We start from the raw sequence: 20,626 nt of genomic DNA on the forward strand, positions 1-20,626 counted from the left end.
CCTCGTCGGTTTCCTCGGAGCGAGGGATGCGTAGCCGCGGTCCGGTCGTGACGCGCCAACCGGGTGTCTGTGCATCGAACGGACCCACCCGATACACCGGCCCATCGACCGTGCCGTCCGCTTACGTCCCCCGCGACACCGAGACCGGACGCCTGCCGTGCTTGCGACGCCGGCCCGGACGGCGGCCGAGCCGACCGGCGCGACCGGCGACGATTTGAGTTGCTCACGCGTCGACCGAGACGAGATGTGGCTCAAGCACCGTCGCCTCGTCGGGGTGGCTCGCGCTGTAGGCCGCCCACTCCTGGCGGTCGAAGCTGAAACCGATCTCACACGGCCAGTCGACGCCGCCAGCCGCTTCGAGCTTCGACTGGAGGGTGGTTGCCTCCTCGGGACCGACGAGTGCGTCGCTGGTCGCGTCGAGAAACCGCCGGAACGCCTCGTATGAGGCGATATCGAGGTCGGCACGGTAGCACTCGGCGGCAGCCTGTTCGCGCCGACCGCCGTCCGACGATGCCCGCGTGGCCGGTAAACACGAGGCCTCGGGGCGGGTCCCCTGTCCGAAGTAGAAGACGAACCGGTCGCCCTCATACCGGAAGGGGCCGTGCCCGCACTCGGGATCCGTCGGGAAGCACCGCCAGGCAAAGGTCGCCCGGCAGTCCAGACACCGGAACCGCGTGATCGTGCTCGTTCCGACAGGGTCGTTCCGGTCGAATCCACCGGCCGGTTCCACGACTGCACACTGCGGGCAGTGTGCCGGCCCACGTTCGTCGCTCACACTCCCTACTGTGGGAGCGACGGCTATCGGGGTTACGCTCCGGCTCGGTCGTCGCTCAGAAGAGCACCCGGGCGGCGAGTCGCCGGAGCCGCTGGTCGACCGTCGACCAGTCCGTGACGACCGCTAGCCGGTGGAAGTAGGTCCGGTCGGACTCGACCGGCCGGGTGTCGGTCCCTTCGGGCCGGGTGAGATACACCCCCAGCACCGGGAACGAGACGGTGTCCAGTTCGGCCGTGTACGCCGCCTCGTCGTCGGGCAGGCCGTCGGTCACGACAAGCACGAACGGGTTCTCGGCGTCGATGAACCGTGCCCGTGCGAGCGAGAGTGCATCCGACAGCGGTGTCCCGCCGCCCGCTCGCCCGGTCAGGACGCGGTTCCGTGTCTCCCTGACGCCCTCCGTGCCGGTTTTCACCAGCCTGACCGTCGAGTCGTGGAGGTCGAGTATCGTCACCTCGACCCCGACGGACTCGAGCGCGAACGCGGCCGTCAGCGCGCCGGTCTCGGCCGCGTCGACGGCACCGCCGTCCATCGACCCGGAGCGGTCGAGGACGACGACACAGGTGTACCGCTTGTCCTCGCCCTCCTGTACCCGGGTGAACACGTCGGGATGGCCACGCGAGGCCGCAACGAGCCGTGATCGGTCGAGCGTGCCGCGTCGTTGTCGCCGGTGTTCCACGTCCCGTTGCTGCTCGCGAAGCCGATTCCGGAACCGTCTCGCGAGAGACGTGCCGTCCCGCTGGACGGTCCGCCAGCGCTCGGTGTCGCCGTCGTTGTCGGCTGCGGTGACAACATCGAGACCCAGGCCTTCGGCCCCGGCGGCGTCGAGGGCCCGGACGTACGCCTCCAGTGCGTCGAGCCGGGCCTGTGCCTCCTCCAACTCCGTCACCTCCGTCGCCAACTCCTCGTTGTACCGCTCCCGGAACGCCGTCGCGAGCTCGCCGCCTTCGCTTCCGGCATCGGTCTCCGTCGGGGTCGGGTCGGGGTCCGGGTTTCCGTCGCTCTCGGTGTCGCCGGCGACGCCGGCACGGGATTGTCCCGGGAGCCGTCCGGCGCCGGGGTGTGACTGTGCGTCGAGCCAGTCGTCCGTGGTGGCGGCGTCGAACCCGTCGGCCGGTGTCCCCTCGCCCGGCGACGTTCCCGCACCGCCTCCACCACTGTCCTCGGTGTCAGCAGGTGTGGCGGTGCGTTCGTGGTCGTCGGTCCCGTCGGCGTCGCTGCCGGTCGCACTCGTTATCTGCCGGCCGACCTCCCGCCGGACGCTCTCGCGGGCGAGGTCCCGTGCCGGTTGGACGTGCTGGCCGAATCCACCGGCCGTGTCGTCGGGCTTGCCCGGGAGCGGTGCCCCGGCGCCGGTCTCCGGGAGGGTGGCGGCGTCAGTAACCCGGCGACCGGCCGGCTGGCGACCGGTCTGGCCGACCCTGACGGTGCCGTCGGCGTCGACGAGGTCGGCCAACTCGCTCGCTCCGGTGCCCGAAACCGTCGAGCCGTCCATCGCCTCAACGAGCGACCGCCAGAACGTCAGGATTCGTTTGTTCCGGGCGGTCGGGTCCGGTTCGGTCACCACCTCGGCGACGGCCTCGTGCATCGTCGGGACAACGGTCTCGAGCACGCGTCTGTCCCTGAGCGACGCCATCCGGAGGCCCGTCGCGTCGTCTTGGAGGGCACGGAACCGGCCGCTGTCGTAGATTGCCATGTCGGCGAGGCCACAGACGACCGCGTGGAAGAAGCTGAACCGGCGGTCGTCGCCGTCGGTCATCTCCCGGCCGAACGGCCCCGGCTCGAAGAGGTTGGCGTTCAGTACCTCCAGTTCGGTCGCGACGGCGTACCGACGGCGGAGCTGTCGTTCGACGGCCCCGTCCTCGAGCGTGTTCCAGATGCGTGAGAACATGCGCCGTCGCTCCGGGTCGACGGTCGCGAGCAGGTCGTGGAAGCCGTCGATGTCGGTGTAGCGGAGATGTCCCATCTCGTGGACAACGAGCGCTTCTTGGACCGCGAGGTCGAACGCACGCCGACGGAACTCGGTCGCGGGCTGGTCGAACGCGCGCGTCGTCACCGTGATTTCGGGCCGGTCACCGTCGTGGTCGGTCGTCGCCGTCCGGATATCCGTGGAGAATCGCACTCGCGGCCGCGACGTCGACAGGAGCCGAACGTACTTCTGGAGGTGTCGGCGTCGCTTCTCTGACTCACGGAGCGTCTCGGCGTCGCCGACGCCGAGCCGCTCCCGGACCGACTGCAATGCGGTCGACGCGGTCAGTCGCATTCACTCCCACCGCGTCGACTCGACGGCCTTCGAGACGGCGCTTCGGTCCTCGGCCGTCGCGCGGGTCTCAAGCACCTGTTTCGCCGCCGCCGCCGGTGCCATGTCGAACTCGGTGACGAGACGGCCGATCTTGATGACCGTCCGGTGAGAGGTCGGTGTTGCGAGGTCGCGGTCCCGGTAGCTCGCACGGAGGTTCGCGGCCAGTTCGGTCAGTCGCTCGACGAGTCGCCTGTCGCGGTCGACGCCACCATCGAGCGCGGTCGTCTCGTACAACAACCGTTGTTCGGCCTCGGGGGCGAGGTAACCGAGTTCGAGCTCCCAGAACCGCGATCGGAAGGCGTCGTTGAGCGGGTTCGTCCCGGCGTACCGGGGTGGGTTCATCGTCGCCACGAACCGAAAGGCCGGATGCGGGTCCAGCACCTCGGCGGTCGACTGGACGACCAGCCGGCCATCGCGCTCGGTCAGCCCGTGCAGCGGCATCGTCGTCGCCGGCCCGGCGGCGTTCAGTTCGTCGGCGACGAACGTCCACCCCTGCTCGACGGCCCGGTAGAGGATGCCCGGTGTGAAGCTGAACGCGTGTTCCGCACCGACGAGTTCGGCGGCCTCACCGAGGCGCAGGTCACGGTCGGCTGCGACCCGTTCGATCTCCGCGATGCGTTCTCGTCCCGCCGTCTCGTTGGGTGCGTACTCGCCGACGAGGTCGGTGTAGGTCGTCCCCGAGCCAAAGTTGACCCGGACCAGCGGCCGGTTGGTCCGGGCACAGAGCTGCCGCACCAGCCGGTCCTTGCCGACACCGGTCTCGCCGGTCAACAACAGGGCGTAGTCCTCGTCGGCGAGAAACCGCCCGGCCAGTTCCACGTCGGTCCGGCCGTCCCGGATGTCGCGCTCGACGTACCGGTGGTCCAGTTCGGGGACCAGCGGGTGGTCCGGGTCGTCCAGTACGTCCAGTCCGTGGAACGTCTCGCCGGACGGACTACCTGCCGGTCGCGTCAGGTCGGTGATCGCGGTCTCGTCGACACCGTCCGTTGTCGGTGATACCGCCCCGGAGTCGGTCATCGACCGTTCTATCGGGTCGGCGAATAAATCATGCGTGGAAGCGGCCAGTGTGTGCCCGGCTATCGGAGCCGCCGACGGTGTCAGCCCACCCAACCTCCGGCGTTGATATCGGTGTCCACGTCGCCGGCGCCACCGGGAACACAGTTCCATCTACGCGGGGTACCGGTGTCGACATCCGCAGTCGGCAAAGAACTGTCTCGTAACTACGGATTTCGACCTCACGTCTCCGACCGCCGGTTGAGCCGGAGTCATCGCAGTCTTCCAATTAGCCCAGACGACGCGCCGCCATACACCGGAGTTGAGTGGCTTGTGAACGGCGTATATCGCTCCCACTAGTGTATAACCACCCGAACGCCGTCCCCGAGGTGTTCAGTCAAGTCGGCTGAACCACGGCGTGAGGCCGCCACCCGCCGCCATCTCGACCACGCCGAACGCGACGGCCGGCAGCGAGGCGGTCGTCGGAACCAGCCGAAACGTCGCGCTCGCTCGCGGCCCATCGGACACACCGGTTGTTACTCGCATGCTCTCCACCCACTCAGGAGGGTAACCTTCGCCGCGTTACTCCCGTGTGAGCTGGGTCGTTGCACCGTCTCTCACGGCTGTCACGTCGTTTTCAAACACCGCTGTCGCTTGCGTTTCGAGCGTCTGCTCGTCGCCTTCGTGTCGCGGGGAGATGTGGGTAAGCCAGAGCCGTTCGCTTCCCGATTCAGCGGCAACCCGTGCTGCCTCCGCGGCGGTCGAATGCCCAGTCGAACGGGCCCGGTGGGCGTGTTCCTCGGTGAACATGGCACTGTATATCAGCAGTGAGGCGTCCGATGCGGCATCGACGACACCGGCGGTCGGTCTGGTGTCGCCGGTGTACACTACTTTCCGCCCGGACCGTGGCTCCGACAGCACGTCACCCGGTTCGACAGTCGTTCCGTCGTCCGTCTCGACGGGTTGCCCGTTCTGTAGCATCCCGTACTTCGGTCCCGGATCGAGACCGAGTGCCCGTGCCTTCTCCGCGATGAACTCCCGTCTGTCCGTCTCCTGGAGAACGAATCCGTGTGAGTGGTCCGTGTAGGGCGTACCGAAGGCTCGGACGGTGTAATCGTCGGTCTGTCTTACCGGTTCGTTTTCGCTGTACCCGTGTACGGTGACCGTGTAGCTGGGCCATCTGTACGCACCTTCGATCATCTCGTGTGCCCGCCGGGTCCGCTGTTCCGGGACATAAATATCGAGTGGCTTATCACGCCCGTTCATCTCGAGCGCTTGAACGAGACCGGGTATCCCGAGCGTGTGGTCCGCATAGAAGTGGCTGACGAACACGGCATCGACGTTCGGAGAGGCGTCGTATCGCATCAGACGCTGTCGGGACCCTTCACCACAGTCGAACAGTATCTCATCGCCGAACAACTGCAGGTGGATGCAGCTGGTTCCGTACCGTGACGTCGGGAGGCCGCCGCTGGTCCCGACAGCAGTTACGTGCATGCGTCGGTGTACGGCCACACGCGGCTAAAACGTACGTACCGGGACGACCTTTCGGCGCTGACGATGACCGCTTTTTTTGAACGCGTGGAGCGGTGACCACGGACCCGAGGCCGTCGGCTTTGTCCTCCTCCAGTTCGGGCCGTCCAGACCGTGCGTCTGAACCTCCCCGGCGGCCGGTGCTAGCAGTGTGCTGTCTGTGAGCGCCTTTGTCGACAATGACACCGACCGTCGGCGTACCGGTCGGGTCACACCACCCCGCGCAACGTTCCACGGGACAGTTCCACTACCCGGCGAGCAACCGCACGGGTTGGTGACGAGATACCTAGGAGCACCCCCAGAAACCCACAAAGACAGACGAAAGCGGCAATAATCGCTACCTCTGTCGGTGACAACGGCGTTGGACCCCCGACGGAAACGACTCCGATGGTGAGGAGAAACGAAACCACACCGCCGACGGTCAGATGTACCGCGGTGGTCGTCTCGACGGGAATCTGTCCGAATACGTCGCGGGCGTAGTAACACACGTACCCGAAGATGACGAGGTTCATCACGCCATAGCCGGCCGCCCCGGCTACCGCACCGTACTCCGCGCCAAAGAACGCCGGTACGGGCACGCTGAGTATGAGGCCGTACAGCTTCGTTCGAAAGCTCACGCTCGGCTTGCCGAGGGCCTCCATCGCGTGTGAAGTGAGCGTCCAGAACCCACGGAGGATGTTAACCCCGCCGACAACAAGCACAGTCGTTGAGAACGCCGTCCGTGCGCTGGCGAAGGCGACCCGTGCCACGACATCGTGTGCACCGAGGAGGTAGCCGAACACGACGAACGTTACCCCCGTCCCGCCGGTGATCGCCCCGTTGAGATAGGCGGCATAGTCGTTTCCCGCGGCGGCGTCGCCGCTGACCTTCGTGAGCAACGGCGAAGAAAGCCGCCAAGAGATGGTCGCTCCGAAGTCCGCAAAACGATCCGCGGCCTCATACACACCCACCGCCGTCGGTGTGGCCACGACGCCGAGAACGAACACCGGCATATTGTACGAGAAGCGGTCAACCACCTGGTCGGGGATACTCCACCTGGCGAACGTCCACGCCGACCGGAGTTCACGACGCCCAGGAACCTGTGGAAGCACACCGAGGTAGACGGCGACCGGCAGGAACAACGCGACCCGGACACCGGCGCTCACGAGGAGGAGTTCGGTCGCTGAGGTCACGCGCGGGCTTAAAAGTACCATCGCTGCCAGCCCCACGCCGGTTTGTGTACCGCCGAGCCACGTCTGAGCGCTCGGGTACCCGATTGCGCCGACCAGGCTCAGGACGATCATCGAGAGCGCGAGCGACGCGGCGTACACTCCCGCGGGAGCGAGCAGATCCGCGGTAAAAACGGTTCGGCGGGTGAGGCTCTCGGCCAACAGGGTTGCAGCCCCGCCGCCGGCCACGAGATATCCCGCCGCGAATACGACCGCCAACCCGAGGTACGCGCCGACGCGCTCGCCGGGTTCGCTGCCGAGTTTCTGAAGCGTTTGGCTGATCCCCCGCACCGGCCGGAGAACGAGTGCCGCGACAATCGAGACGAAAAAGAACGTCCCGGTGGCCGCCGGCGACGTTACGAGCGCGTAAACAACACCGCTGAGAACGTACAACGGCGTTGAAATCACTGCCCCTCCGGCGGTCCGGATCGACGAATCGAGGAGGGTAACTTCGTCGCCGTCGCGCCGTTGAACCATTGTCAGCTATTGTGGTGTGGCGCTCAAAATCTTGGTGTGTTCCCGGTCAGTTGTGGTGACAGGCACATCCCTGCGGTCTCGGATCGCTGGTCCCCCGAACGCTCAGTCGGGCTGGACATGCGTTTATGATAACAGCCGTACCGAATCAACGAACGGGAGTGTAATCTCGGCGTTTCGCGGAACCGTGACCATCGTCGCTACTATCGAGTAGCGTAGCTGAATCCCGAAGACAACGTCGCACCGGCGATGGGACCGCCACCGCCCAACATGGGGCCATAGTATCAGTTGCACGATGGTTCGGTGTCATGAAACCCCTCACAATCGGTTGCTCTCACTGGTTTCCCTGTGGGTTATCCGAACGACGAACCCGTAGTTATCGTACAACAATCCAAACACCACCGATACACGAGAGCAAACCTATATCACGCGTGATAGCCAATTTGTCGTATGACTCTGGGTAATACACCTGCCGGTATCCTATGGAACCCCAATACAGTTCGCTGGAGGCTCATTCTTTTGTTTATCGCGGTTGCTATCGGATGCTTGATCGGTGCTGTATACGGGTCACGATTACGCAGACGCGATACGCAACTCGGACTCAGAGCAGTATTACTCACCAACGGGTTGTGGCTGGGGTTTCAATCACTCGGATTGGCAATCACCGACGAGACGCTCAGTAGTGCGATCTATATCGGTGGTCTCATCTGCGGACTTACGGGGGTTGGTGCGTGGATGTACTTCGTCTCCGCGTACACCGGCCGATCGTACCACCGTGACCGACGCTATCGTGGACTCGCTGTTAGTGTCTATGTCGGGCTACTCATAATCAAACTCACAAACCCGTTGTACGGGTTGTACGTCTCAACGGAACTACAACGGAGCCCGTACACACACCTCGTCGTCGAGCCACAGTTGTTCTACTGGGTGTCCTTTTCGCTCACATACACACTCGTGGCAATCAGTTTCTACTGGGTAATCAAGACGCTGCGTCGGTCACCGTTCCCGAGCGGAAGTGTCAGCGCACTCGCAGTCCTAGCGTTGTTACCCATCGTACCGCGGGCAGCTATCAGCGCGCTGCCAGAGGAGGCACTACCGCCGATCATGTTGGGATTGAGTTTCGAGCCGCTCGGCGTGACTGCGTTTCTCGCTGGGGTGTTGGTGTTCGTCGGAAAGCCGTTCCGCCAGTTCGAACACTCAGCCCGCTCAAAGGTGTTCGAGGATGCCGACGATGCGACGTTCGTCTATGATACTGACGGCAGACTCGCCGAGATGAACACCCAAGCACAGACATTGGAGACGAATGTGTCTGTCACGTTCGAACGCATCGAGACGCTTGAGCAGGCGTTTGGCCCCGTTAGCCAGCTCAGCGCCACGGACACCATCCCTATCGAACTCAACGGAACACCCCGATACTTTGAGATCACGGCTAATCGGATGGCCACCGGGTCCGAAGTCGTCGGCACGGTCGTCACCGTCCGTGATATTACCGAGCGCCGGGCGCGAAAGCGTGATCTCGAACTGAAAGAGAACGCGATGGACGAGGCAAACGTCGGGATCACCATCAGCGACCCGACCAGCGACGACAACCCGCTGGTGTACGTCAACGACGGCTTCGTCGAGCAGACCGGTTACAGCCGTGAGGAGGCAGTCGGGCGGAACTGTCGATTCCTCCAGAACGACGACAAAGACCAACCCGCACTTACCGACCTCCGTGAGGCGATCGCTGCCGACGAGGACATCACCGTCGAGTTACGCAACTACCGGAAGAACGGCGAACGGTTCCGGAACCGCCTTTCCGTGACACCGATTTTTAATGAGGCCGGCGAACTCGTCAACCACGTCGGCATCCAGCAGGATGTGACAGCGGTACGAGAAAGCCAACGCGAGCTGCGCGCGGAGCGCGAACGGTTCGAACTGCTGATGGAGAGTATCGACGAGTACGCCTTTCTGACCGTCGATGAGGAGGGATTGATCCGGACGTGGAACGACAGCGCAACGAATCTCTTTGGATACGACGAAACAGCCGCGCTCGGAATGCCGATACGGAACCTCCACCCTACCGCTGAGCGTGAGGCGGGGCGTCCGGGCCGATTGCTCCAACAAGCCCGCCATGCCGGCGAGGCCAGCGACGACGGCTGGCGCGTTCGGGTCGACGGATCGGAGTTTTACGCTGACGTCCGCTACACGCCCCTCCGAGACGACAACGGCGATATAGACGGCTATGGGCTGATCGTCAACGATAGGACCGAGCAACGTCGCCAGCAGCGCCGGACCGAGCGGTTCGTCGAAGAATCCGAGGACGTCGTGACCATCGTCGATCCCGATGGGACGGTTACCTACGCGAGTGGGTCCACAGAGCGGGTGTTTGGCTACGACCCCGACTCCCTCGTCGGTGAGAACTTTTTCGACTACCTGCACCCGAGCGGGCGAGACCAAGCGATGGAGACGTTCTTCAGTTGCGTCGACGGTTCACGGAGCGCCACGACCGAATGCCGGCTCAAATCTCCCGACGGCGATTGGTTTAATATCGAAACTCAGTATCGCAATATGCTCGATGACGACGCCATCGAAGGGATACTTGTGTATCTCCGGGACGTGACCGAGAGAAAAAAACGTACCCGACGGTTCAAGAGCATCTTCAACCAGACGTTCCAGTTCACCGGTCTGTTGGAACCCGACGGAACGATCATCGAGGTCAACGATACCGCCCTTGAGTTCGGCGGGTTCGAGCGCAACGATATCGTTGGGACGCCGTTCTTCGAAGCAGCGTGGTGGACCCACTCCGAGGCGGTCTACGACGACGTTCGGGAGGCCATCGAGCGGGCTGCGAGCGGGGAGTTCGTCCGCCACGAAACCGAGGTACGTGGCATCGACGGCTTAGCAGTCATCGACTTCTCCGTGAAACCCATTACCGACGAGGATGACGACGTATCGCTACTCGTCGCCGAGGGGCGTGACATCACGGCCCGTCAGCGACACAGACAGCACCTGGAGGTCATGCAACGTGTGATGCGTCACAACATGCGAAACGACCTGACGAAGGTGCGTGGCTGGACCCAGGTGATGTGTGAGGAGCCGGACGCCGAGACGCGGGCCGAACAGTTCGAGACGGTCGAAGCGGTCCTCGACAAGTGGGACTCGATGACGGAGAAGATGAAGCAGGTGAAACAGGTGCTCCAGTCCGGAGACGGTGAGTTAGCAACGACAGCGCTCGGTCCGCTGATCGAGGATGTGGCCGGTCAGATGCGTGAGGAGCACGACGACGCAACAATTCTTACCGAAGGGACGGACAGCGAGTCAGCACAAGTGCCAACAACGTTCCGCCAAGCGGTCCATGAGTTGGTGGAAAACGCTATCAAGTTGGAAGGGACCACCACCGTCGAGATCACCGCCCGTTCGGGGGATGACTGGGTCGAGATCAGCGTGACAGATGACGGCCCGGGACTGCCGGAGATGGAAGCAGAGGTTCTGGAAACCGGCGAAGAGGACCCACTGAACCACGGGAAGGGACTCGGCCTGTGGATGGTGCGGATGATCGTCACGCAGGCCGGTGGCAACGTGTCGGTCGAATCGACGACCGATGGAACGGAAGTGCGGCTACGGTCACCGACCATACTGCCACATTGAATATCGGAGCGGGTTGTAGAACCCATCTCACAGTCTGTATATCTCACCGCTCAAAACGGCAATAGCAACGATCACTCGGGGACACAGCGCATGGAAGCTCCGTTCGTGCGTGGACGCGGCCTCCGGCGTAGAGGTGCCCGAGACCGCAGTTCTTCGCCACACCGTGGCTCGTTCGACGCCTGTCCGGATGGCACACGTCTCGTTCAACAGCGACCGTTCCAGGTGCACGTTCTCGCCGTGTTCCTCGGTTCGGTCTTCGACCCTGTATTCGATGTCTTTCGGGTCGTTAGCGTTTTGAGAACTGTATGGAGCGATTGGCACGACCCCTGTGGCCACCAGGTGGTCGTGCCGGCCGGGGATATCGTAGGCGCTGTTTCCAAGCATCCAGACCGGTGTATCGACTGCGAGCGCATCAGATGTGGAAGATTACTTCGGGATTTTTACTACGATTAAGACGCGTGTACAACCGATCACGCCCTCATGCCCGGTAACACACCTCGGTTCAGCCGATTCTACGCCTCGACAGCCTCGGTGAACCGGCGGCGCGACGCCTCGAGGTAATACGCGTCGTCGGTAAACACCTCGATGGTAGCGGTCGCATCACCGGCGACGTCGGCGAGCGCGCTCGAGAGGTCAGCGAGCGGGAGATCGCCGTTGCCGAGCGCAATATGTGTGTCGTTGCGGCGGCGCACGCCGTGGACGTGCAGATGTTCGACGACATCCCCATAGGAGTTCAGGAACGACTTCACACCCGAGGCATCCGTCTCCAAGTACGCGTAGCCCACATCGAGACAGACGGCCGCATCGGCTGCGACCGCAAGGTGGCCGACCCGGTCGAGTGACAGCCCACCGGCGTAGCCAACAGTCTCGAAGCAGACGGTGATGTCACGATCCCGGCCCGCTTCCGCCAATGTCGATAGTCGGTCGATCACGGCATCCGATGTCGGGTCAACACCGCGTGTCCGCGGGTGGGCAACGGCGATTTCGGCACCGATCGCCGCGGCCAGGTCGAGCAGTCCCGTGAGATACGTTGTCGTCGCATCGTCGAGCACCGGGACCGGTGTTGCGAGCGGTTGTCGATAGGGCAGATGGACGGTCGCGCCGAGGTCGGCAGCTGTTAATCGCGACCGGAGAGTGTCCGGATCCACCGCGTCGGCCGGCCGCTCCCCCTCACCGACGGCCAGTTCCGCGAATTCGAACCCGACCGGGAGGTCGCCAAGTCGGTCATGGTACGGACCGACAGCGGCACCGATCTTCATACACGGTGGAGGCGAGGGGCGGTGAAAAACTGCCCGCTACACGGGCATCCGCTTGCGTTACTGCAGTCGGTATCACGTTACAGACTGACCTACCACCACCATCTACATCTATCATCAACCGCCGACGAAGCGACGCGTCCGTTCCACACTGAAGATCGGGCCGACCGAGACCGGGTCCTCCGGCGTTCCGTTTCGTTCAGACCCACACGGTGTACCGTCACTCATCGCTCTCGAAGGCGTGGTCGGCACAAAAGGTCATCTCCGCCGTCGTCACTGGCAGGTCGACAGCCATGCTACCGTTACGATCTCGTACGGTTGTGCGTACCGACCAATCACCGCGTGCGCCGATCATAGCAGGGCACGTGATGTGACCGCCTGCAAACCACGCAACGGCACTCGATGCATCCGACCAACAGGGGCAAACGGGGGTATCGCCGGATATCAGAGACGCCGTGAGAGACATCGGCGGGCCGTCGTCCGGGTGGTTCGGGTTCCCGTCCGGATCATACTAGTCCTTGTGCCGGCGATCAGATCCTCGGGTTCGAGACAGGGGCGGACGTGTCTACGGTTACTGACGCTCGGCTTCGGTGATGCTCTCAACGAGTTGCTTTCCGACAGACCGCGAGTTGCCGTCAGGTAGTTCGAGACTGTACATACTCCCATAATCATCGTATCCACTGATGATCAGCGTCCGGTCGTCGCCGTCGGTGAGAACGTGTGGGTCGGCGAACTCCACGATGTATTGTGTCATGGCAAACAGGTGTACACCCCCGACGGACAATAGACCGTCGGTCACCGTGCGTCGCACAGCGAGCGTTCGTCCATCCACACTCACAGGAACCTACCTCACCCCCGACCGTCGGCTTCCGCCGTATGGTCGCCTCCCGTGACATCCGCCACGTACTGCTTGTAAGCACCACCGTTCGAGTGTGTCCCAACCCGCACGACGGAACGACGATGACCAAGACCGGGGTCGTCCTGTCCGATCACACCCCACCCCACCCCGCCTGACGGGTTCAGACGCGCTCCCCGGCCGGCGAGCGATGTCCCCGCCCGTTCTGTAGAACGGCCGCGTAACCGGATCAGCCACCGTTGTCGTCACGATTCGACCTTACGATCGCCACCAGAATGACAACCGACAGAGCGATCATTACCACCGCAAAGAGCGTATCGTCGTCTGTTTCGCGTGCCATCGTACGTGATGGTAACGGTCCGTTGGTATCTAAATCCGTTCGGACACGGACGTACACGGGAAACCGATTGGGAGACGCGGTAGATCCAGACCCATACGTGTGACCGTGAGAACACGAAAGCTCAGCACCGTCGTTCTCGGCTTCCCGACGCCACGTGCCGGTAGCATGACTGGAATGAATACGGACACAGGACTGGTACTCGCGGGGGCCGTTCTCACTCTCATCGCCGCGCTAAAGTTCACCCCGGCGTGGAAACGAGTCCGTGACCGACGTCTCAACGGCCGAGTCACGTACTGGGGTGGCGAGAACTAGGTCTGTCGCCACGAGTTCCGACCAAACGTACTCTCACAACAACGACGATACCTGCCCGCCGGACGGTCCGTTTCACCCACGTTCCCGCAGCGCCGTGGTTACGTATCGGCAGGTCCCGGTGGCTTTCACCGAGCGCGGGGACCTCACAGCGCCGCGTGTGTGGAGAACAGACACCGATAAAGATAGAACCGAAAAGTGAAATCGCATCCGTGATGACCGCGCCGGTTGGCACATCCTCCGTTCCTCGTGTGCCGGCTACGTCGGTCGGGGGACGGTCATCTCCCACACATACAGGCACCGTACGCCCCGAAGACTAAATCGACGGCCAATCGAACAGAATGTAATGACCTCCGAGTATCCGGTCGACGAACTGGCGAGTCTTCCGAGTTTCTACCACCCGGCGGCCTCGCCCAGCGGAGACGACATCGCGATATACTACGACGGGAGCGGACGGAACGAACTCTGTGTTGTCGACCCGACGACGGGGGAAAAGACACAGCTCAGCAACGGCACCGTCCCTCGGGACGCACGGTATCCGTTCCGATGGGCTCCTTCCGGTGACAGACTGTACTTCCATCGAGACCAGAGCGGCAACGAACAAAACGACATCGTGGCCATCGGCCGCGATGGAACCGTTACGCCGGTTGTGGAAAACGACGGTCAGATCGTCCTCTCGGACATCTCCGCGGACGGTCGGTATCTGTTGTTCGTCAGCGATGCCGGCCAGCAGATGAACCTGTATGAACACGACCGCGACACGGGTACCACGACACGCCTCACCGAGTACCGCCAACCGGTCCGTGGGGGTGTGTACACTCCCGACGCGGATCGGGTCGCCTACACCACGAACGAGTCCGAGGATCTCGACAACCGGGACGTCTACGTTGCGGAGATCAACCGGGACACCGACGCCGACAACCACGCCGTACTCACTGCCGCCCGCAACCTGCGGGTTGGTCGCGAGGGTGCCGAGGCAGGGGTGAGCGATACCGGTCCTGATGGGGATCGACTCCTGCTCTCGGACAATACGCCGGATAAGCCTCGGGTCGGCGTCTACGATCTGACCGATGAGACCGTCACCTGGCTCACCGACGCGGAACACGTCGAGTCGCCAACCGCCTTTCTCCCCGACGGCGAGGGGGTTCTCGCGACCCGCACGCGACAGTGTGCGGTTGTACCGGTCGTTCACGAGTTCGACGGCGAGAGCCGGGAGCTCGATCTGCCCGACGGCGTCGCCTCGACCCCCGACTATGGCGATGCTGCGGTGCTTTCCGGCACCGAGGTGTTGGTCACCCAGCAGACGCCTACCGACCGCCCGACGCTGCTCGGTGTGGATCTCGAAACCGGCGATACGCACACCATTCTTGAACCGGAGTACGGTTCGCTCGATCCGGACGGGTTCATCGACTGCTCGTATGAAACGTTCGAGTCACACGACGGGCTGGAGATCGAGGCGTTGGTGTACGACTCCGGACGCCGGCCTTCCCCAGTCGTGGTGAACGTCCACGGGGGGCCACCGGCACAGGATCGAAAGCAGTTCGATCTGTACACGCAGTTTCTTGCGACGCGTGGATACAGCGTGCTCCAGGTGAACTACCGTGGCTCGACCGGGCGCGGACGGGAGTTCAAGAACCTCATCAACGGCGACTGGGGTGGCGCAGAACAAGGTGACATCGCCGCAGGAACCCGTTGGCTAGCCGAGAAAGACTGGACCGACGAGGACCGTATCGTTGTTATGGGCGGGTCGTACGGTGGGTATTCGACGAACATGCAACTGGTGCAGTATCCCGAACTGTACGCTGCGGGGATCAGCCAAGTGGGTATCACCGACCTCAACGCACTCTACGAGGAGTCGATGCCACACTTCAAAACGATGCTCCGGCGATACCTCGGCGACCCGGCGGAAAACGAGGCGCTCTACGAGGAGCGCTCAGCAGTCACACACGTCGAGAACCTCGCCGCGCCGTTGTGTATCGTTCACGGAGTCACCGATCCGCGGTGTCCCATCTCACAGGCGCGGTTGTTCCGTGACGCCCTGCTCGATGCCGGATACGAGGAGGGCGAGAACGGTGACTTCGAGTACAACGAACTCAGCGCGGAGGGGCACGGCTCGACCGATATCGACAACAAAGTTCGCTCGTTCGAAATCGTCGCCGACTTTCTTGATCGACGCGTGCCAGTTGGGGGACCCCCCGGGGCGAACGACTGATTTCTCCGAGCTATGCCGCTGTCTGTTGCTCCGTCAGTTTAGGCTCCGACTGCACGCTCGTTGTCTGTTCGGGTGTACGTGACGGGGGTGTGCTAGACGCTGACAGGTGCAGCCACATCGGCTGGATTCGGCTTGCCACCCGATTGACATTGTGGGCGCTGCTTGACCGCCGGTCAACGTGTTCCGGCCACCTCCGTTCCACCCTCCTCTCGCCCGTGTCCGAGGTGTTATTAATCGGGTATCGTGTGAGAATCGTAATTTTTTATCAGATACACCGGTGAGGTGTTTCGTCGACAGAGCATCATCGCATGCCCTCCATCAACTCCTTTCAGACAAAACGCGGGACAGCACGCTTCACCGAGACACATGTACAGTTTGATGAGTCGTTTTTAGGGTACATTCGGTCGCTTTATCAGGAGTATTGGCAGCGCGGGACATGGTGGCACAACGGACTCTTTGTCGGGTATCTGCTTGCGTTTCCAATCGGGGGCTTGTGGGTTGTCAGCGCGGTTCTCGGTGGCAGTTTTCTATCGTTGGGTGCGGTTGTTGGGGTGCTAGTTATACTCCGGTTGATGGATTACGTGCGTGGATTCCGATCCCCGGATCGGATTCGACGCGACTCGATCGAGAGGATCTCTGCAACCAACGGTACAAAAGGACTGACGCGCCCTCGGATCGTTATCGCGTACACCGACGGCAAAAGGACATATAAACGCCGTGTGAACCTCCCGTCGTTTTACACAAGTGACGGTGAGACGGCATACGAACGGGCACAAGCAGCGTTTGCGGAGCGCGGATTTTGAACCGATCCCCTCTCGGGCGGGACCCGCTTTCCTCCGGGGTGACGATGCCGGGCATCCGTCCTGTGCCCGACACCACCGCCGAACTCCATCGCCGGTTGCGGATTCGTATGGACCCGACGACCCGGGACGGCCACGCTCCCGATAAGCGGCCGTGTAACACCCGTTTCGCCGTGCCGGATTAGAACTGCCGTTCGAAGGCGTTGATCGCCTCGTCGGTTCCGACGACGATGAGCACGTCCTCGCGCTGGATCGTGGTATCCGGGCCGATATCGCTGATGACATCCCCGTCGCGCTTGATCGCAATCACGGTACAACCGGTTCGACTCCGGATATCGGCTTCCTTGATCGTCACGCCACCGAGTTCCGGCACCTGTGTCCGGATGGTCTCGACCTGCTGCTCCAACGACACCACGTCGTGACTCCCGACGAGCTGTGAGGCGGACATCCGGCCGGTCACCCTCGCCAGTGACAACACGTAGTCGGCCCCGGCGCGATACGTCTTCGAGATGTTCGCCTGCGCCTCAACCCTGGCGAGGATCTGTGTGTCGGGTGCGAGGTCACGGACCACGAGCGTGACGAACTCGGTCATCGTGTCGTCCGGCAGCGCAAGAACCACGGTCTCAGCCCCCTCGACACCGGCGGCGGTGAGAGTTTCCGGCTCGGTCGCGTCGCCAACGACATCGACATCGTCGGTGTCCTCAAGATCGATGACCGTGTACGGAAGCCCCGCATCATCGAGCTCAGCGGACACGGTCTGACCGACCTGCCCGCATCCGACGATGATCGTCCGGCCGGCCGCGAAACCGCGAACCGATGTCTGTGTCATGTCGGCGAGCTGATCCAACTGATCGGCATGGCCGGAGGCGAGCAGAATGCTCCCCTCGACCAGCTCCGTATCGGGTGGCGGTGCTGCAATAAACTCGCCGCGGACCCACAGCCCGATGACGTTTGCTCCCGACCGTTCGCCGATGCCGCTATTGGCTAGTGACATGCCCGCGATCCGGCTCCCGCGTCGGATCGAAATCTCCGCTAACTGCAGGCTCTCCCCGATTTCGATCACCTCGGTCATGCGGGTTCTCGCAGCCGCCGATACCTTTGCGGCGAGGCTCTCGCCCAGCAACGACCGGGGCGAGAGAACGGTGTCGGCCCCGGCCAACCGGTGGTACCGCTCCGTCTCCGGACTCTCGATGACGCTGATAACGGGCACGTCGTCGGTAAGCTGCTTTGCGGCCAAGACGATGCTCGCGTCGACCTGGTCGGACTGGTCTGCAAACAATGCACGGGCCGAAGGCAGGCGGGCAGCCTCCAGCCCGTCCACCGATTCGGGGTTCGCCCGAATGACACGCTCTCCGGCCTCGTACAGCAGGCCAGCCCGCTCGCGGTCCGGTTCGACGATCACGTACGGCACATTACTGGCCTCGAGTTCCCCGATGAGTTCGTCCGCACGTGTCGTATCCGAACAGATCACGACATGGTCGGTGAGTGACGTCTCCAGTTTCTGTGGCGTCGTCGTAGACAACGCGTTCTCCACGACCGGCGCCACAAACACCGGTAGCGCGCCAACCAGTAACGCCATCCCGACCAGATCGGCGACGGTGATGAACGCCTGCATCTCCGGGCTCTCCCACGGGGCATCCCCCCCGAATCCGGTCGTGGTGAACATCTCGACGGCAAACTGGATGGAGTCGAGAAGCGTTCGGGGTCGTCCCTCGTACACCCGCATCCCCGTCTGATACCCGATCGCGGTCAGGACAATCGCCGCGAGTAAAACGAACAGGTATCCGATTGCACGTCGTTTCCAAGTCTGAGCGACCACAAGTCGTACTATGATAGACTGATGTATGAACGGTGTTATCTTTGTCGGTACTTCCGGCGCAGGAAACGCCAACACGTCGATAACCCCTGTACGCCCCCGACTCGCAACCGGCACAACCCCGGGGGTGGGGGGCGAACAGTACTGCGGAGGCTTCCCCGCCGCGGACGAACGGCCTACTGCACAGCACACACAGCACATCCGCCTCGGAGGTCAACCGCGCCGAGCCGTCACGCGGGCGTGAATCAGGTAGCAACTTTGTTCGGATGTAACACACTCTTTACTGTAAAGCACGTTTTACAACCCACGATGAGCGAGGAACTCACCGCGTCGACACGGGTCGAGAAGCGCAGGTGGTACAGAACGTGGATACACAGGTCCGTCGGAGTCGGGTGTATCGGGTTCTTTTTTGCAACCGCGGTGTGGATGTTCACCGAAGATCCGCTGGCCCTCTATGCGGGGCTTGGGGTGTACTGGCTGGGATGTCTCGGCATGGGACTCGGATACTGGGCCTCACCGGTGTCGCTCAGCGACGAATTCGAAAAACAACTACAATGGGACGCAACACAACTGTCGTCTACGGTCATTGTCGTCGCCGTCATCGTCGGGATTCCGGCAGACACCGTTCTCAGCGTGACCGGCACCTACACCGCCCCTGCCGCCATCCGGGGCGCAATCTGGGGATATCTCCTGTTGGTGCTTCTTTTCGGAGCCAGCCACTGGTACGTCAAACGAACGTACGAGTGAGCGCGGAACGTCGATGAACAACGAGATCACCACCTACCGTGAACACGAAGGGCTGAGTCAAGGGGAACTCGCAGAGAGTGTTGGTGTGTCACGACAAACGGTGAATGCGATTGAGCGTGATCGGTACGACCCGTCACTGGAACTCGCGTTCAAACTGGCGGTCTACTTTGATTGTCGGATCGAGGATCTGTTCCAACCTGACATCGAACCGGTCGGCGAGTGAGCGATTCGCGCTTTTGCGTGCCGGAGTCCTTACGAGTCGTAAACGCGAACCCACCACCCCGGCATCGAGAGAGGTATCCGGCGGTTGTTCACCCGTAGACACCGATCAAGATTCGGAAATGGACCCGTCGAGCGGACCGCTTCAAACGATCTCATACCACATAAGTGAGCCACACGAGCGTCGAAACTGTCGATCGGAGCATATCCGTGGAGCCTCGATACGCGCTCCACTCACACCCTGTCGTGTGCCTCCTGTCGACGATGAGCGTCGTTGTCTCCCCCGTGCGGTGTAACCGCGGTCATCCCTGACTCCGAATCGTGGCAGATCGACTGGCCGAGACACGGTTCTTCTAAAAGCGATCGAGAACGGTAGTACGGCGACCGTTGTCGGTCTCTACGCTCCTGTGATGCGTGAGGAGGGCGTGAGCGAACCGTCGACGACGGGCGACCCCGGGGCTGTCGGCAGACGGTGACCGACTATACGCCGGTCACGGACTGATCCGAGTGCCGTCCAACCGTCTGAGGTCCTGCCCGCGACCCCGACCGAACTGGCCGTCCGCGTCGATGGACGTCTGACTCCCGACGTCGTCCAAGTTGTCGGCCGCGACGACGGCGAAGCGTCCCTCGTAACTCCGTCCGGTGTTTGGCTCGTCCTGTTCGAGGCCGACGGTGACGGACTCGCCGACCGGGATTTTCAGCACGGTTTGTAGGGTCGAGTCGAGGAACGTACCACTCGATCGAGGACTCTGGAATAGGAGCCGCTTGCCGGCGACCTGCGCGTAGAAGGCGCCGTTAGCGGTCGTAGACGTGTCGTCTCTGATGATGGTGAACACGTCGCTGGTTCCTTGGTTCGTGACGACGAACAGGTCGTCGATGGCGGTGGCCGCGTTCCTGTTGATCCCTTGGCCGCCGGCGTCGGTGTTCGACACATCGACGGCGATGGTGCCGCCGGTGTTGGTGACGAACGCGTCGGCGTTTGCGGAGTCGGCGGCTTCGAGTCCGAGGAAGGCGTTGGCGTCGTCCGCCACCTCGACCGCGATGGACCGATTCGCGCTGACACTCGTGAACGCACCTGTCCCGGTCACAGCGGCCGCGCCGGCCGCGAGCGATCCCACACCTGCGATGAACTTTCGTCGTTGCATTGTCGATTTTGTTTCGT

At 62.7% G+C, this 20,626-nt stretch carries 14 protein-coding genes and 1 pseudogene; 4 read left to right on the plus strand and 11 right to left on the minus strand.

All coding sequences use genetic code 11. From position 1 onward, the window contains the following. Window positions 1-223 precede the first annotated feature (223 nt). From Q0925_RS02685 to Q0925_RS02710, 6 genes are all read right to left on the minus strand, one after another. A complete protein-coding gene (locus tag Q0925_RS02685; protein WP_299331658.1) occupies window positions 224-775 on the minus strand; it encodes a hypothetical protein in 552 nt (183 codons plus the stop codon). 55 nt (window positions 776-830) lie between these two features. Further along, on the minus strand, window positions 831-3,035 hold the full coding sequence (locus tag Q0925_RS02690; RefSeq protein WP_299331661.1) for a VWA domain-containing protein: 2,205 nt from the start codon (window positions 3,033-3,035) through the stop codon (window positions 831-833). Then, window positions 3,036-4,091 (minus strand): AAA family ATPase, encoded by a 1,056-nt coding sequence (locus tag Q0925_RS02695; RefSeq protein ID WP_299331664.1) that lies wholly within the window; start codon window positions 4,089-4,091, stop codon window positions 3,036-3,038. It lies immediately after the preceding gene. A gap of 369 nt (window positions 4,092-4,460) precedes the next feature. Continuing rightward, on the minus strand, window positions 4,461-4,613 hold the full coding sequence (locus tag Q0925_RS02700) for a hypothetical protein (RefSeq protein ID WP_299331666.1): 153 nt from the start codon (window positions 4,611-4,613) through the stop codon (window positions 4,461-4,463). A 36-nt stretch (window positions 4,614-4,649) separates the two neighbouring features. After that, window positions 4,650-5,561 (minus strand): MBL fold metallo-hydrolase, encoded by a 912-nt coding sequence (locus Q0925_RS02705; protein ID WP_299331668.1) that lies wholly within the window; start codon window positions 5,559-5,561, stop codon window positions 4,650-4,652. 245 nt (window positions 5,562-5,806) lie between these two features. Further along, on the minus strand, window positions 5,807-7,282 hold the full coding sequence (locus tag Q0925_RS02710; RefSeq protein ID WP_299331671.1) for a transporter: 1,476 nt from the start codon (window positions 7,280-7,282) through the stop codon (window positions 5,807-5,809). Window positions 7,283-7,729: 447 nt separating this feature from the next. Here Q0925_RS02710 and Q0925_RS02715 point away from each other — a divergent pair, with 447 nt between their 5' ends. After that, on the plus strand, window positions 7,730-10,909 hold the full coding sequence (locus tag Q0925_RS02715; RefSeq protein WP_299331673.1) for a PAS domain S-box protein: 3,180 nt from the start codon (window positions 7,730-7,732) through the stop codon (window positions 10,907-10,909). Between the two features lie 27 nt (window positions 10,910-10,936). On the opposite strand, the pseudogene Q0925_RS02720 reads toward Q0925_RS02715, so the two are convergent. The 3 genes and pseudogenes from Q0925_RS02720 to Q0925_RS02730 form a co-directional block, all read right to left on the minus strand. Further along, a pseudogene (locus tag Q0925_RS02720) lies at window positions 10,937-11,329 on the minus strand (IS5/IS1182 family transposase); the annotation flags it as partial. A gap of 92 nt (window positions 11,330-11,421) precedes the next feature. Further along, on the minus strand, window positions 11,422-12,168 hold the full coding sequence (locus Q0925_RS02725; RefSeq protein ID WP_299331675.1) for a sugar phosphate isomerase/epimerase family protein: 747 nt from the start codon (window positions 12,166-12,168) through the stop codon (window positions 11,422-11,424). Window positions 12,169-12,736: 568 nt separating this feature from the next. Continuing rightward, window positions 12,737-12,919: a hypothetical protein gene (locus tag Q0925_RS02730; RefSeq protein ID WP_299331677.1), complete on the minus strand. Its 183-nt coding sequence runs from the start codon at window positions 12,917-12,919 to the stop codon at window positions 12,737-12,739. Window positions 12,920-14,016: 1,097 nt separating this feature from the next. Between Q0925_RS02730 and Q0925_RS02735 the strand changes: the two genes are divergently transcribed. Continuing rightward, the gene (locus Q0925_RS02735; RefSeq protein WP_299331679.1) at window positions 14,017-15,882 is read left to right on the plus strand and encodes a S9 family peptidase; all 1,866 of its coding nucleotides are present in this window, start codon (window positions 14,017-14,019) and stop codon (window positions 15,880-15,882) included. 981 nt (window positions 15,883-16,863) lie between these two features. Here Q0925_RS02735 and Q0925_RS02740 read toward each other — a convergent pair. After that, window positions 16,864-18,501, minus strand: a complete 1,638-nt coding sequence (locus Q0925_RS02740) for a potassium channel family protein (RefSeq protein WP_299331682.1) — start codon at window positions 18,499-18,501, stop codon at window positions 16,864-16,866. Between the two features lie 306 nt (window positions 18,502-18,807). Between Q0925_RS02740 and Q0925_RS02745 the strand changes: the two genes are divergently transcribed. Continuing rightward, window positions 18,808-19,245: a hypothetical protein gene (locus Q0925_RS02745; RefSeq protein ID WP_299331685.1), complete on the plus strand. Its 438-nt coding sequence runs from the start codon at window positions 18,808-18,810 to the stop codon at window positions 19,243-19,245. 13 nt (window positions 19,246-19,258) lie between these two features. Beyond that, entirely contained in the window at window positions 19,259-19,468 is a 210-nt protein-coding gene (locus tag Q0925_RS02750; protein ID WP_299331688.1) for a helix-turn-helix transcriptional regulator, read from the plus strand. A 487-nt stretch (window positions 19,469-19,955) separates the two neighbouring features. Here the strand turns inward: Q0925_RS02750 and Q0925_RS02755 are convergent, their stop codons facing one another. Then, entirely contained in the window at window positions 19,956-20,609 is a 654-nt protein-coding gene (locus Q0925_RS02755) for a hypothetical protein (protein WP_299331691.1), read from the minus strand. Between the last annotated feature and the right edge of the window lie 17 nt (window positions 20,610-20,626).

The sequence above is a fragment of the Haloplanus sp. genome (assembly GCF_028275055.1).
GTDB lineage: Archaea > Halobacteriota > Halobacteria > Halobacteriales > Haloferacaceae > Haloplanus.

What these genes read in the sequence shown, in the direction of transcription:
- Q0925_RS02690 (WP_299331661.1), bottom strand. Translation starts at nt 3,035, where the DNA reads ATGCGACTGACCGCGTCGACCGCATTGCAGTCGGTCCGGGAGCGGCTC.
- Q0925_RS02695 (WP_299331664.1), bottom strand. Translation starts at nt 4,091, where the DNA reads ATGACCGACTCCGGGGCGGTATCACCGACAACGGACGGTGTCGACGAG.
- Q0925_RS02700 (WP_299331666.1), bottom strand. Translation starts at nt 4,613, where the DNA reads ATGCGAGTAACAACCGGTGTGTCCGATGGGCCGCGAGCGAGCGCGACG.
- Q0925_RS02705 (WP_299331668.1), bottom strand. Translation starts at nt 5,561, where the DNA reads ATGCACGTAACTGCTGTCGGGACCAGCGGCGGCCTCCCGACGTCACGG.
- Q0925_RS02710 (WP_299331671.1), bottom strand. Translation starts at nt 7,282, where the DNA reads ATGGTTCAACGGCGCGACGGCGACGAAGTTACCCTCCTCGATTCGTCG.
- Q0925_RS02715 (WP_299331673.1), top strand. Translation starts at nt 7,730, where the DNA reads ATGACTCTGGGTAATACACCTGCCGGTATCCTATGGAACCCCAATACA.
- Q0925_RS02725 (WP_299331675.1), bottom strand. Translation starts at nt 12,168, where the DNA reads ATGAAGATCGGTGCCGCTGTCGGTCCGTACCATGACCGACTTGGCGAC.
- Q0925_RS02730 (WP_299331677.1), bottom strand. Translation starts at nt 12,919, where the DNA reads ATGACACAATACATCGTGGAGTTCGCCGACCCACACGTTCTCACCGAC.
- Q0925_RS02735 (WP_299331679.1), top strand. Translation starts at nt 14,017, where the DNA reads ATGACCTCCGAGTATCCGGTCGACGAACTGGCGAGTCTTCCGAGTTTC.
- Q0925_RS02745 (WP_299331685.1), top strand. Translation starts at nt 18,808, where the DNA reads ATGAGCGAGGAACTCACCGCGTCGACACGGGTCGAGAAGCGCAGGTGG.
- Q0925_RS02750 (WP_299331688.1), top strand. Translation starts at nt 19,259, where the DNA reads ATGAACAACGAGATCACCACCTACCGTGAACACGAAGGGCTGAGTCAA.
- Q0925_RS02755 (WP_299331691.1), bottom strand. Translation starts at nt 20,609, where the DNA reads ATGCAACGACGAAAGTTCATCGCAGGTGTGGGATCGCTCGCGGCCGGC.